This is a genomic window from Streptomyces sp. ISL-36 (genome assembly GCF_018614205.1).
Classification (GTDB): domain Bacteria; phylum Actinomycetota; class Actinomycetes; order Streptomycetales; family Streptomycetaceae; genus Streptomyces.
In genome coordinates this window covers 26,659-39,317 of record NZ_JAGGOS010000201.1, presented here as the reverse complement: position 1 = coordinate 39,317, position 12,659 = coordinate 26,659, and the positions used below count along the sequence as shown (strand labels likewise).

13 protein-coding genes and 1 pseudogene are annotated in these 12,659 nt (G+C 67.4%); 7 read left to right on the top strand and 7 right to left on the bottom strand.

The window, feature by feature from the left end:
* Nucleotides 1-2: 2 nt before the first annotated feature.
* Nucleotides 3-278 (bottom strand): IS3 family transposase, encoded by a 276-nt coding sequence (locus J7E93_RS38230; RefSeq protein ID WP_215074211.1) that lies wholly within the window; start codon nt 276-278, stop codon nt 3-5.
* Entirely contained in the window at nt 275-586 is a 312-nt protein-coding gene (locus J7E93_RS35805) for a transposase (protein WP_215074210.1), read from the bottom strand. The genes J7E93_RS38230 and J7E93_RS35805 overlap by 4 nt, the downstream gene beginning before the upstream one ends.
* Before the next feature lie 496 nt (nt 587-1,082).
* Between J7E93_RS35805 and J7E93_RS35800 the strand changes: the two genes are divergently transcribed.
* On the top strand, nt 1,083-1,715 hold the full coding sequence (locus J7E93_RS35800; RefSeq protein WP_215074209.1) for a hypothetical protein: 633 nt from the start codon (nt 1,083-1,085) through the stop codon (nt 1,713-1,715).
* Between the two features lie 331 nt (nt 1,716-2,046).
* Here the strand turns inward: J7E93_RS35800 and J7E93_RS35795 are convergent, their stop codons facing one another.
* Nucleotides 2,047-3,093: a hypothetical protein gene (locus J7E93_RS35795; protein ID WP_308368920.1), complete on the bottom strand. Its 1,047-nt coding sequence runs from the start codon at nt 3,091-3,093 to the stop codon at nt 2,047-2,049.
* Nucleotides 3,094-3,815: 722 nt separating this feature from the next.
* Between J7E93_RS35795 and J7E93_RS35790 the strand changes: the two genes are divergently transcribed.
* The 3 genes from J7E93_RS35790 to J7E93_RS35780 all read left to right on the top strand — a co-directional run bounded on the left by J7E93_RS35790 (nt 3,816) and on the right by J7E93_RS35780 (nt 7,112).
* Nucleotides 3,816-5,462 carry a hypothetical protein gene (locus tag J7E93_RS35790; RefSeq protein ID WP_215074208.1) on the top strand — a complete coding sequence of 549 codons (1,647 nt, stop codon included), beginning with the start codon at nt 3,816-3,818 and terminating at the stop codon, nt 5,460-5,462.
* A 765-nt stretch (nt 5,463-6,227) separates the two neighbouring features.
* Entirely contained in the window at nt 6,228-6,572 is a 345-nt protein-coding gene (locus tag J7E93_RS37655; RefSeq protein WP_308368919.1) for a hypothetical protein, read from the top strand.
* Between the two features lie 141 nt (nt 6,573-6,713).
* The gene (locus tag J7E93_RS35780; RefSeq protein ID WP_215074207.1) at nt 6,714-7,112 is read left to right on the top strand and encodes a hypothetical protein; all 399 of its coding nucleotides are present in this window, start codon (nt 6,714-6,716) and stop codon (nt 7,110-7,112) included.
* Here J7E93_RS35780 and J7E93_RS35775 read toward each other — a convergent pair.
* Nucleotides 7,094-7,546 (bottom strand): hypothetical protein, encoded by a 453-nt coding sequence (locus tag J7E93_RS35775; protein WP_215074206.1) that lies wholly within the window; start codon nt 7,544-7,546, stop codon nt 7,094-7,096. The two genes, J7E93_RS35780 and J7E93_RS35775, sit on opposite strands and share 19 nt — an antisense overlap.
* Before the next feature lie 166 nt (nt 7,547-7,712).
* On the opposite strand from J7E93_RS35775, the gene J7E93_RS35770 reads away from it, so the two are divergent.
* Genes J7E93_RS35770 through J7E93_RS35760 form a run of 3 tightly spaced genes read left to right on the top strand, consistent with a single transcriptional unit; the run spans nt 7,713 to nt 9,426 of the window.
* Complete coding sequence (locus tag J7E93_RS35770) at nt 7,713-8,138, top strand: DUF4259 domain-containing protein (RefSeq protein ID WP_215074205.1); 426 nt, start codon at nt 7,713-7,715, stop codon at nt 8,136-8,138.
* Nucleotides 8,139-8,176: 38 nt separating this feature from the next.
* On the top strand, nt 8,177-8,581 hold the full coding sequence (locus J7E93_RS35765; protein ID WP_215074204.1) for a hypothetical protein: 405 nt from the start codon (nt 8,177-8,179) through the stop codon (nt 8,579-8,581).
* Between the two features lie 32 nt (nt 8,582-8,613).
* Nucleotides 8,614-9,426, top strand: a complete 813-nt coding sequence (locus J7E93_RS35760; protein WP_251067555.1) for a DUF4253 domain-containing protein — start codon at nt 8,614-8,616, stop codon at nt 9,424-9,426.
* Between the two features lie 58 nt (nt 9,427-9,484).
* Here J7E93_RS35760 and J7E93_RS35755 read toward each other — a convergent pair whose 3' ends face one another.
* From J7E93_RS35755 to J7E93_RS35745, 3 genes and pseudogenes are all read right to left on the bottom strand, one after another.
* On the bottom strand, nt 9,485-9,868 hold the full coding sequence (locus J7E93_RS35755) for a hypothetical protein (RefSeq protein ID WP_215074203.1): 384 nt from the start codon (nt 9,866-9,868) through the stop codon (nt 9,485-9,487).
* On the bottom strand, nt 9,865-10,905 hold the full coding sequence (locus tag J7E93_RS35750; RefSeq protein WP_215074202.1) for a hypothetical protein: 1,041 nt from the start codon (nt 10,903-10,905) through the stop codon (nt 9,865-9,867). Before J7E93_RS35750 ends, J7E93_RS35755 begins: the two co-directional genes overlap by 4 nt.
* A 51-nt stretch (nt 10,906-10,956) precedes the next feature.
* Nucleotides 10,957-12,072, bottom strand: a pseudogene (locus J7E93_RS35745) (tetratricopeptide repeat protein); the annotation flags it as partial.
* Nucleotides 12,073-12,659: the final 587 nt, after the last annotated feature.

The window sequence follows — 12,659 nt, the reverse complement described above, 5'->3', positions numbered from 1 at the left end:
CACTATCGGCCAGGGCCCGGCTCGGCCATCAGCCGCTCGACCGTGCAGCGAGCCACGTGCACACCCTTGCGCCGCAGCGCGCGGGTGATCCGGCGGACGCCATAGGTGCCGCCGGACTCGGCATGGACCTGTTCGATCAGCGGCATGAGCTGCTCGTCACGCAGTCGGCGGGCCGACTTCGGCCGCTTCTTGCGCGCGTAGTACGCCGACTCGGACAGCCCCAGCACCCGGCAGGCGAACCCGACCCCGAGGCCCTTGTCCCTGAGGTGCTCGATCACCTGGTCGGCCTCGTCCGGGGACGGTCGAGTTCCGCCGCAAAAAACGCGCTCGCGGCCTTCAGAATCTCGTTCGCCCGCCTCAACTCCGCGTTCTCGCTTCGGAGTTGCCTCAGCTCTTCCCGCTCGGCGGTGGTCAGCCGGTCGTCGCGTTCGCCGGTGTCCGCCTCAGCTTGGCGGACCCAGCCGCGCAGGGCCTCCTTGTGGATGCCCAGGTCCTTCGCGACATGCGCGATCGGACGGCCGGTGGTGCGGACCTCGCGGACGGCCCGCTCGCGGAGCTCGTCCGGGTACTTACGTGGTGCTGGCACTGCTTGTAGTTCTCCTTCGGGCCAGGATCATAAGCCTGGCTTCAGGGACTCCACGAAACCGGGGTCAGCTCAGGGTGAGCTGAACCGGACTGGCGGGCGCGTAGCGGTGGCGCGCAGGAGGCAACTACCGGGCCCCATTCGAAGGGCGTCACCCTCACAGACTCACCGACAGTCGGCGCCTTCGAGGTGTCGGATGCGTGATTGCCACCGCTGATGCCGCCTGGGTAGGCTGCCGACAGCCATGCGGATCCGGGCTGAAGCGCCGGGTCTGACAGCAACTCACCACCGATCCATGCGGACGAGCCGGTAGCTCGTGCGACACGTCGGTTGGCCGGGTTCCCTCGTTCTTCTGCGGTCCAGGCCCGTGTTCGTGCGGGGACCGCTTCTGAGATGTGATGTGAGACAGCACATGACTCATTCGTTCATCGCGCACACAAGCCCTGGTCGAAGCAGGGTGTTCGCCCTTGTGAGGAGGCCTGGGGACGAACTGGAGGCGGTGACCACACTGGGAGCCGGCGATCTCCACCTGACCGGGGAACTGGTCAGTGCACTCAACTCCTTCCTGTACGACCGCGACGACAGCGCCCTCGGAAAAGTACTGGACCGGGTCCCCAAACCGGTGCGCATGGCCACGCAGCAGTACCTCAAGGACAAGTGCGAACCGGTGATGGGGGCCTTCACCGAGTGCGGGCCGGTCGAGGTCGTTCGTGAGGCTGTCTACTTCGACGGGATCGACGAGGAACTCGAGGAGTACCTCGAGGGGGCCTACGCGATCGGGCTCGGCATCCGCATGTCGAACAAGCGGAAGCGCCATGGAGGAGTCAGGTGGGTCATCCAGCTGCTCAACGACGAGGTTTCCGTGCCGGCCAGCGCCGAGCCGCGCACCTGGGCCATCCCTGCGGGGGCGAAGCTCGCGCGGACCTGGACGAGTAAGCAGCAGGCCGGCGGTGCCGGTCCTGTTCGTGGCGCGCTCCAGGTGGCGGAAGACGCAACGGATCAGGGGCAGTGGGTGAGGATCCACACGCTGCTGCACAGCCGCTACGACGTCGACTTCGAGGGCAGCGGAACCTCGGAGTTCGTCGTCGACGTCTTCGACGCCCCCATCCCGCTGGAGCAACTGGGCGAGTAGACCGGGAGCCGTCGCCCGGACTGCTCGCCGGATCACTTGCTCCCGGGTGAAGGCGGGGGCTGCTGCTGCGAGCAGCTCGGCAGGGGCCTCGTGGACGTACAGCATGTCGGGCTGGGCAGTCGCGAGGCCGGTTACCTCTTCCATGGCCAGGTCTGCCCATGCGCGGGTCTGCGCGTCGGGCAGCGGGGCGGTTATGGTGCTGGCGGTGAGGAACAGGGCCTTGCGTTTCCAGCCGTGCAGGTCCGTTCAGAGAGGGGGTACGAGCAGATCGAGCTGTTCTTCAGGGAAGGTGCTTGCACGCCGTCCCGCATGAACGAGCGTTGGTGTCAGGTCAGCGCTGCATGAGCCGGATGTCGGGGTACCGGCGTTCGTCGGCGCCCCATGGAACCGTCCACGGCTTTCCGTCCCCGTCTCGCAGGAGTGTGACGATGTTGCGTCCGTCATAGAGCTCCTCTACGGGTTGGCCCGTCACGTGGGAGAGAACCTGTGCGTAGTGGCCAACGTCGAAGGGGTCGAAGACGAACTTGGCGGACATGCCCGCGAGAGGCAGTGTTACGACGTTGACGTGGTCCTCGCTAGCGAGCAGGAGGTGCTTGGGGACGCGGTTGAACAATGTAGTCATGTAGGCGGCCAGAGCCGCCGTCTCGCGGAACTGCTGTGGGTGGAGGGCTATCTGTCCGGCCGCCTCGAGGCCTGGGACGGTCACGGCCTGGGCAAGCGCGCCCCAGTCCTGCAGCACGGCGACGACTGCCGTTCCTCCGACTCTTATCGCGAAGAACGGGAAGTTGATGATGTCGACGTAGTCGAAGCGGGCGCGCGGATCGGTTGGCTCCTGCGCTTTGAAGACGAACACGGAGGCCGGGTGTTGATCGCTCTGCCACCGGACGGCGCCGCGGGCGGCCTGCAACAACATGTGGTGCATCCGGAAGGTCGTCAGGAACTCGGGCGAGATGATCGTCCCAGTCTCCGGGTCGCGCCGGTCCGCAAGGAGTGACAGTTCCCGGAACATGAGGCCGTAGTAGATCTTCCCCATCCACAGAAACAGGGTCGTGGCGTCCAGAGCCGCAACCGCTTCGGGGCCTTCGGTAAACGCGTCGCCTACGGCTTGCTCGATGCGCGACAGGTGTTCGTTGTTGCAGGTGCTGCAGCAGGGAATCCTCATCTGCGCGTACGGCATCAGGGTGCCGTTGAGCAGCGTAATCTTCTCGTTCCACAGGTCGCATCGCCTCAGGAGCCACTGCGGGAAGACATGCTCGTCGGTTCGACCGCCGAGAAGGCCAGCCCCGCACAGGAAACAGCGGTCCTGTGTGAGCGCCTGGTCACGGTCCCACTGGTAGATGAATCCCGGTATCTCGTCTTGGTCGTCGATGTGTGACACGGGCTGACCCTAGACCAGCTCGTGTTGCATGCGAGCAGATGGCGACCGTCCGCTGCTCCCTGCGGTGGGCGAACACAGGGGCGCGCCGTACTGGACTTCGGCGGAGCTGGCTGTTGTCGCTTGGCCGTCTGAATGCCCTTGTGGAGCGAGGCCACGATCAGGACGGTTCGGCCTCTGTGCCGGGCTGGGGACCAGGCTGAACGTTGCTGCGGTGTCCGCCGCGGAAGCAGACCGGTCCTCGCGCTCGCGGGCCGCTGCCCGACGTCCTGGTCACGGTTGATCGGCGGCCTCATTCACGACCTTGTCGTGGAACGCTTCTCGCCGCTGCGAACGTTCTTGGTCGAGACCGCCCGGTTTGCGCAGGAGGAGATTGCCGTGTCGCACCGACGCCTGCAGACTCAGCGCAAACCTGCGCCTAGCTGGCTACGTGCCATCTCGTCGATGGACGCGGGCCACATGCCTGTCTTCGCCTCAGGCGCTGAGGAGCGCCCCGGCGGCACTCTCGCCGTTATCAGGACAGCGGCGTGTGTGATCAAGGGCAGTTCGAGCCCAAGGCGGTAGGGCGAAAATGGCGGGGATCATCGGCAGACAGGACGGGCATGGGCGGGAATTCGTACGGGACTGACGGCACGTGGCCTGACGGGCGGGAGACAGACGCTTCGGTCGCTTCTCTGCGGGCAGCAACGCGAGCGTTGCGGTTTCATCTCGACACGCTGCCTGCGGTGTTCCACTTTGACGGGCCGGGTGACCAGTTCCTTGCGGAGTCGGCGTTCCCGTTCGCCCGCTGGCGTTATGCCTGCGCCGATTCACTGCTGGGCTCTGGGATGGGTGGCACTGTCGTGGGGGCGCTTGCCCGCAGTCTGTTCGATGACGGTCTGCTGTGGCAGTGGATTGCTGAATCCGCGGCGGAGCGACGGCCGGCTCTACTTGGCAGCATGCTCGAGGAGCGCGACCGGATCTGCGGGTACCTGGTCGACCACGAGGTGAGTTGCCCGAATCTGGCCCGGTGGTTCGTTCCGCTGGACGGCGTGACCGATCTGACCGGGGCGTCGCTGGCGGCGCTGGCAGCACCGTCGCTTCCAGATACGGCAGAGCTCCTCGACGTGTTCCTAGCTTCCTCTCCGACGCGGCTGGCGTCGCCCGCGTTGATCGGCGGGGATGTTGAGGCGCTACTGAAGGCGGCCCGGGGAATGCTGGCCATGTCAGGGCTTCGGGGGGCGGTGATGGTTCTGGGACATGCGGGTCACGGCAACCTCTTGGGTCTGCAGAGCAGCGTGGCCGCCGACGGTGTCCCGGGGCATGATCTGCGGGCTGATCACGAAGCGCTGTTCATGCACGTTGCGGCCGTGGGCGTGACCGTCACGCTTCTTGGCGTGTGCGCGGCTGTTCCTGAATGCTGGCCGCCGGAGGTCGAGCAGGGCGGCTTCCTCGGGACGCTGATGCAGCTGGCCGAGGACGTCGTTGCTGCGGCAAGTGCGGTGCATGGTCTGGGCGACCCGAAGCCTGCAGGGGCCCCGCCGAATGTCAGGGCCAAGCAACCCAAACGGCGCCTTCGCCCTGAGGCCCTGGTGACACATGGTGATCTGCTGCCGGACATTGCCAATGCTGGCCTGGTCGTCGCAGCGGTCCGGGAGTATGACAGTTTCGTCAACAGTTGGATCACCAGTCCGTGGGCACACGGCGATCCCAAACTGGCGAGCGTTCTCACCTACGCCGGGGCCCACGCCACGTTCTCGACCGTCATGAGCACCTTCGAGGACCATGCTGCGGTCGCCTCGGTGTTCGCCGCGCGGATGCTTCTGGAGGAAGCTGCCCGGTTCACCTGGTTGGTGCAGGGCCCGGAGGACGAGGACGCGTTCATCCAGCGGTCCACTCGCTACTTCGACGAGTTCCGGGCGCGGAAGAAAAAGACGATCGCGCTGTTCGCCAGCAACGGGGTGGCTCTCGCCGCCGCCACGAGACTGTTCCGTCTGCCCGACAGCGTCATCGAGGGGCCGGAGTCGATATCCAAGGGCCGCCGACCGCTGCCGTCGATCGACGAGATGCTCCTGCTCATGGGGGCGCCGTACCCCGAGCCGGGCTGGCTGCCGGTGGCCTACTCACTGCTGAGTCAAGTCACGCACAGCACACCGATCGGCCTCGTTCACATGGCCCGGTACCGCGACGGCATTCTGTCCGCCCACGACATCTCCCCCGAGATGCTCGCGTTGGCCCTGGATGTGGCCTGCCTGGGCAGCGCCCGCCTGCTGGGCGTGTCCAGCCTGATGCTGACGCAGGGCAGCGACGCGGCCCGGCAATACTCTCTCGGTTTGGAAGAGCGCGCTCTGGCAGTCCACAGCAAGGCCCGTCTCGTGCACTGGCTGGACTGACTTCGGGTCTCGAAAGCGGCGTCCAGTTCTGCTGGTACTTGGCAATGCGGGAGCCTGTCTGCTGGCCCGGAAGTTCACAGGTTGGCTTACTGGCGCCGAAACGGCAGGCGGCTCGGCAGCCTGACCTGACCACCACTGGTTCCAGCTACTGGTCGACACTGCCGCGACCACGGCCTGCACCTGACGCGCATTCCATGCCCTCAGAATGCCCTCGCCCACGGACGATCGGCTTCGGAAGCTCCGGTCACTCCGGCAGGCTGCAATCCCTGTCGCTGGAGATGACCACCCGTTGTCAGCTCACCTGCCCCGGGCGCTGCCACGCCCGGGCCCTCCCCGACCCGCGGGCACGGCAACATGATCGGCAAGGAGTGGCACCCCAAGCTCTGAGTGGCTGTCCTGCCTTCCAAGCGTGGTTGGCCGCCCGGAGCCCCGCGACAACTCGACCGCGGACCGCCCGCCAGTCGAACGATCACTGCGGTTCCTCCCTCCGAGCGGGAACCTCTCCCGCCTGCACCCCTTAGCGGGACTCGGTGGCGAAGCGACAGCACCGGGGAGCTTGGTGGAATGGATCCCGCGTGACGTGGACGTTGCCGGAGCCGATGCTGAGCGCTTCGTCCCGGTCGCGGATCTGCGGCCAGGCTGGGCGGGGAAGCCGAAGTGGGACGGGTTCCGGGCGCTCGGCTCCGTCGACGCCGGCCGGGTGGTGCTGCGTTCGAGGCGCGGCTTGGAGATGGCGCCGGCGTTTCCGGAGTCGTGGCCGGGGTCGTGCAGCTTCCGAACGCGACCGCATTGGACGGCGAGCTGGTCGTGTGGGACACCTCGGGGTGGCTTGCCTTCGAGCGGCTGCAGGACCGGCTCGCGCGGCGCGGCGCCAGCGCGGCCCGGGCGGCGGGCGAGTGGCCGGCGCACTTCGTCCCGTTCGATCTGCGCAGGTTGTCCGGCACCGACACGACCCCGTGGCCGTACCGGCGGCGCAGGGCAGCGCTGGAGTCCGTGTTCGCCGGACGGCGGCTGTCGGCGCCGTGGGCGCTGTGCCCGTCGGCCACCGAGGCGGCGGCGGTGCGCGAGTGGCTGACGTGGGCGTCGGTCGGGATGGAGGGCGTGTTGTAGCTAGGGTTCGCCGCTGACCGATTGACCACGGTGCTGCCAGTCCTTAGCTCTACCTGTCACGACCGACTCTGTCCCAGAGCCCTTGCGCAGGTCACGCCGAATCCTGTAGCAACGCCTGCGTTCGGTCTCTACAGTCGCCGCATGGCCACCGAGGACGAGAATCCAAGCCAGCGCGACATCACTGCGATGCTCAAAGACCAGACCAGTGCCTGCAAGGCAGCGCGCGAGGCCATCGCAGCCGGCGGCGAGGTCATGCTCTACGACGGACAGCCTCCACAGTGGATGGTCCTTGGCATTGCTGCGACAAGGCTGAAGCGGTCGTTGAAGATCGGCCTGACGACCGTCGGCCTTGACGAGACCGTTGAGATCCTCCGCGCCCGGCACCGCGATGAGCAACTGCGTACTGGCAACATCGTCGCAGCAAACCGATCTTGGTTCTTCACCCTGTACTTCGACGCCACCGGGACCGAGCTCCTGGCGTGCAGCGGCGTCAAGAACGACCGTCCCTCCCGGAGCGACGGTCAGAAGCTCCAGCTGTAGAGGCCGCCACCCGTATTCACCGCAGACGCTGCGAGGCAGGCAACGCCTTGCAGGACTGCCAGCAGGTCATCGTCGGTCATGTCGTCTCCGTCCTCGGATCGGAGGCGCGTGGTCCAGCGGCATGCGAGCTCTTCGAGTTCGGCGGAGCTCGCGTTGGCCAGTGCTCGGGTCAGTCGCTTCGGCAGAGCGAACACCTCAACGCCATCGTTCAAGGGGGCGGTGACCCACTCTGGCCACGCCCACCCAAGGAGCTGATCGACCGGTGGGGCCTCGGCCGAAGGCTTCTGGAAGTACATGTTCCACTCGGCGATGGCGCTGTCCGGCTCAATGAAACGGCAGGTCACAGACTCAAAGGCCTCACCAGGTCCCCGCAGGCGCGTCGCAGCAGCGGTCTCGTCGTCGGCGGCGAGGAAGAACACTATGTCGTGGGCCATCTGAGCATGATGGCAGCCCGCTGAGCTGACACGGGTGACGGCCATCGAGGCCAGGCGACATCTGTCTCGACCAGTCACATGCAGCTGAAAACCCGCTCTGGCCCCCCGGCTTCTGTCAGTGGCCTCTGTCAGGATGCCCCGGTCAACATCGTGATCAGGAGAGACCATGGGCACTTGGGACGTCGGCGCCTTCGACAACGACACCGCAGCGGACTTTGGCGGTGACCTTGATGAGGTAGCTGCAGGCGAACTTGAGGGTATCGTCCGCAGTGCTCTCACACGTGTGATCGACACCGCGGCCTACCTCGAAGCACCCGAATCCGAGGTAGCCGTAGCCGCGAGCGCGCTCGTCGCGGCGCAGTGCCCCGGGGGCGAACCGGCCGATCCAATCTATGGGCCGGAAGAGCCCCTCCCGGATCTCACTGGCCTGCGCGATCTCGCCCTTCAGGCTCTCGACCGCATCATGACCGAACCGTCCGAGCTGATGGACCTATGGGCCGAGTCGGATGGCGGGCCCTGGCGCGCGAACATCCGCCGCCTGCAGAACGTGCTCCTGCCGCAGCCATCGGGAGAACAGCTCAGCTTGATCTGACCCACCCGACCCGCACCCGTACTACCAGGAAGGTCACTATGAGCTGGGACGTCCTTCTCATGCGTCTACCCGCCGACGTCACCTCTGTGCACGAGATCCCCGCCGACTACACCCCGGACCCACTCGGTCGGCGCGACGACGTACGCGCAGCTGTTACTCAGGCTTGCCCCGAAGCTGCCTTCTCGGACCCAGTCTGGGGCGAGCTTTCCGGCCCGACTTGGTCCGTCGAACTCAACATCGGGTCGGAAGATCCGGTGGACTCGATCATGCTCCACATCCGAGGCTCCGGCGGCGACGTGCTGCCGGACGTCTTCCGTCTTGCCGAGGCTCTGCGGTGCAAAGTGCTCGACTGTGCGAATGGGGAGCTGATAACCCCTGGGCATACGTCAGGCTGGGAGGCATTCCAGGAGTACCGGGATCGAGCGCTCGGACCCTCTCAGTGATACCCCCTGGTCGCAGCACTAGCATCCGGCTCATGCATCCTGAATCCCGATCGAGCCTTGATGGCCTGCTTCCGCCCGGTGGGATGGTCACATCCGAAGAAGGCGACGGAGATCGACAGCCCTTGTGGCTCAGTGACGGGTCGGCCGAGCCGGAGCTGTGGACGCGGATGCACACCGAACACGCACGTTCCGGGTTGTGGCCGCTGCTCCTTGACGCGCTGGACCCGAACGATGGCGAGTTCCGCCCTTGGGGGTCCGGGGAGGTCTTCCCTGAGCAGATGTCCTCCCCGGCAAGCCATGATCCTGCCGGCCTCCTCGCACAGTGGTGGGCGACCTACACGGCCGTCGATGAAGACGACGACATGCTCGACGTCAAAAGGCGCCTCGCTGTTACGGCCCCCTTCGGACAGGTATGGCCCGGTCTGGCGGCCAGCCGGGGCTCGGTAACGAACCCTGAGCAACTGGCCTCACAGTTCGCGGAGGCGTTCCTCACCGACTGCCCGCGGACACGTCTTGGACTGGTTGCCGCTCCGTCCGGTGCCGAAGCGCTGACAGCCGTGGGGTGGGCCGGCCCCTGCAACTACGAAAACGACACCGCGAAATTCTCTGCGGTCGTCCGGGATTGGGAACATCGCTTCGGAGCCCGTGTCGTCGCGGTCGGGTTTTCCACGCTGCACCTCAGCATCGCCGCGCCACCGGCGAGCGAGCATGAGGCTCTGCTGGTTGCGGCCGAGCACTTTGCGTTCTGCCCTGACAACATCTGGCAGGGCAGCAGACCGTACACACTGGCCGCGTATGCCGAGCGGATCATTGGCGCCCACCGCTGGGATTTCTGGTGGGACTGATCCGGCACTCGCTGGGTGACAGCTCGCTGGCGCACCTGATTGGTGGCGACGGAGTCGGTCATCGGCGGCGGGGTAGCGGGGTGACAGCGCGGGCATCGTGAAGGGCGGCGCGCAGGAGGCCGTTGTCGATGCTCAGGCGTTGGATGGCGGCGATGGCCAGTTCGAGCTGTTCGGCGAGGTCGCGGTTGTCCCGCCGCAGCCGGGCGTTGTCGGCCTGGACTTTGCTGTAGGCATCGGCTGCGGTCGTGCCGGTTGGCGTACGCGCGATGGCGGCGAGCTCGGCACAGATGTCTGGGTAGTTGCGGCGGAAGGTGGTGTTGGCGAGGCCGAGGCGGGTGGCGAGGGCCAGCACGCTCGGTCGTCGGCCGGTCTCGGAGGTCAGACTGTCGATGACGGCGTGGACGTCGGTGCGGCTCGGCAGTGGGTGGCTGTGGGCGGTCACTGGGTGGTCCCGTTGGCGGTGAGGAAGGCATGGATCGCGTCGCGGCGCCGGGCCAGGCCGGCGTGCAGCAGCGGTGGGAGGACGGGGCGGGCGCGGAGTCGGTGGTCGATGTGGTCGGCCTCGGCGGCGAGGGTGGTGGTGTTGTCGGCGGTCAGCGCGACGTTGCGGGATTCCAGCGGTTGGCAGTCGTGCGGGACTGGCCCCGCTCGTCCTCCGGGGGCGGAGCGGGGTCGGCACAGTGCCTTGTCCGGGTTGAAGACGCAGGTGACGTAGGTGCCGGGGTGGACCTCGGGGTCGTGGCGGGCCAGGACGCGGCGCAGGCGGGCCGGGTCGGTGACGACGGAGCCAGTGAACCCGGTGCGGTGGTGGAAGTCGGCGAGCCGGGCGGCTGCCTCGTGGACGGCGGGGCCGCTCAGGTCGTGCTGGTGGTCGGTGGTCAGGGCGAGGAGGTGTTCGCCGCGCTGCATGGACTGTTCGGCTTCGACTTCGGCGCGGAAGCCCGAGTCGCTGGTGCCGGCGTAGCCCTCGAACATCTGGATGCCGAGGTGGCGGTACTGGACGGCTCCGGCGATGACGCCGCCGGGGCGGCGGGCGATGTACCAGGCTAGGGTGCGGCGGAACTGCCGGGCGGTCAGGTTCCAGGGCTTGCCGTTGACCTCGGGGATCGCGCCTGGGAGGCCGTAGTGATGGCAGTAGGTGTTGACCCAGGTGATCACACGGTTGATCAGCTCGTTGCTGGAGCGGAGTGTCATCGCTCCGGCCCGGATGCGCTCTGCCGGGTAGAGGTTGCGCAGGAGCAGGTCGGTGGCGGGCGGCTGGAGGCGTTCGAGGACGGCGACGGCGCGGGCGGCCGGGGCGCCGATGATCCAGGTGGCGATGGTGCCGGCGGGATCGTTCTCGCCCTTGAAGGCGAGGCTGGTGATCGTCCACCGGTAGGGGTGGCCGGAGCCGTCGAGCAGGGTGTGGGTGCTGCCGCGGCGCAGGTGTTTGATTACTGGCGGGAGGGGGTTATTCCAACCGTGCGCTATTCCCCCCATCGAGTGTCGGCCGTCCAGCTGCGTCCTGAGTGCGCGCGAGGGGTTTGAGATTCAACCGTTGCCGGACGCATGCTGTTGCCGCAACACCGTCACCCTGTTGTGCAGCTCGGCTGCCTCCTGGCCGCGGCCGAGCTGCTCCAGGCAGTGGGCCTCATCCTCGCGGCTGGCGAGGGCGTCGGGATGGTCAGCGCCGAGGACGCGCTCGCGCGCGTCGGCCACGCGCCGGTACTCGATCAAGGCATCGGCCCAGCGGTCCAGCCAGCCAAGGCCGACGGCGACCTCGCGGCGGCTGACCAGCACGTCGGGGTGATCGGCGCCGAGGACCCGCTCGCGGAGGGCGCACACGTCGCGGGCCTCGGCGAGGGCCTCCTCCCAGCGGCCGAGCCGTCCGAGGTTGACGCTGAGGCTATGCCGGGAGCGGAGGGTCTCGGGGTGGTCGGGGCCGTGGACGCGGGTCCGGTCGTCGACCAGGGCACGATAGAGCGTCAGGGCCTCGCCGCTGCGGCCGAGCCGGCCGAGGCTGATGCCGACCTCGTAGCGCGCGGCGAGGGTGTCCGAATGATCTGGCCCGAGGGCCTGGGCACGGGCCTCGGCGACCTCTCTGTATGTCTGCAACGCTTCGTCCCAGCGGTCCAACTTGCCGAGTGCGTAGGCGACCCCATAGCGGGTGACGAGCGTGTCGGGGTGGATGGCGCCGAGCACGCGGGCTCGGGCCGCGGCCACCTCACAGGCCATCTGGTACGACTCCTCCAGTCGCCCGATGCGGCCGAGGTTGAAGGCGAGATTATGGCGGCAGCGCAGGGTGTCGGGGTGCTCGGCGCCCATCAAGCGCTCGCGGGCGGCGAGCACAGCCGTGTAGATCTGATGCGCTTCGAGGCGGCGGCCCAATTGGCCAAGGATGTAGGCCGTCTCCTGGCGGGCGGCCTGCGTGTCAGAGTCGTCGGCGCCGAGCACTCTCCCTCTGGCCTGAGCCACGTGGGTGTATTCGACCAGCGCGTCGGCGGCGCGGCCGGTGCGGCTGAGCGTGAAGCCGACCTCATAGCGGCTGGCGAGGGTGTCGGGGTGGTCAGGGCCCAGGAGACGTTCACGCTCGGCGGCGACGGCACGGTGCACCTGATGCGCCTCTTCCCAGCGACCCAGCCGACCGACAGCCAACCCAACGTCATGGGCATAGACAGGATCGAGGCGTGAGGCCAAATCGAGTGGCATTCCCGTCGGGACGGGATGCAGATCAGGGACATCGAGGAGATAGTCGAATGCTTGATATCCGTCAGCGGAGCCGATCAGCAGGCTTCCGGTCGCGCCGTGGACGGGAGCGCACAGCCAGGAGAGTGCGTCGTCGATTGGTTCGGGGCGCAGTCGGTCACCGCCGCGGTCTTCCAGGTAGCGGACGTGTAAGTCCGCCAGGACGGCGGACGACACGGGGGCGTGCATGCGCAGCCGCCGGCAGTCCACGGCTGCGGCCAGGATGGCAGCGGCTCGTGGATGCGCGCCGGGTGCCCAAGCGTTCTGCCAGGACATGAGCATGGTCGGGCCGCAGGCGAGGGTTTCGGCGATCCCGAAGCGCTCGTCGTCAACCGCCCGGGCGAGCCGTGGATCGGCGGCATGTTGTGCGGCGCGTTCGCGTTCGGCCGCTGACCATCGCCGGTCGATTCTGATGGTTCGAGCGCTTTGCAGCAGCTCGCGGGCTGTGCGCTCTCGCAGTGCCCGCTCTTCCGGGGGTACATCGATGGGAGGAGAGACGAACTGGTGGT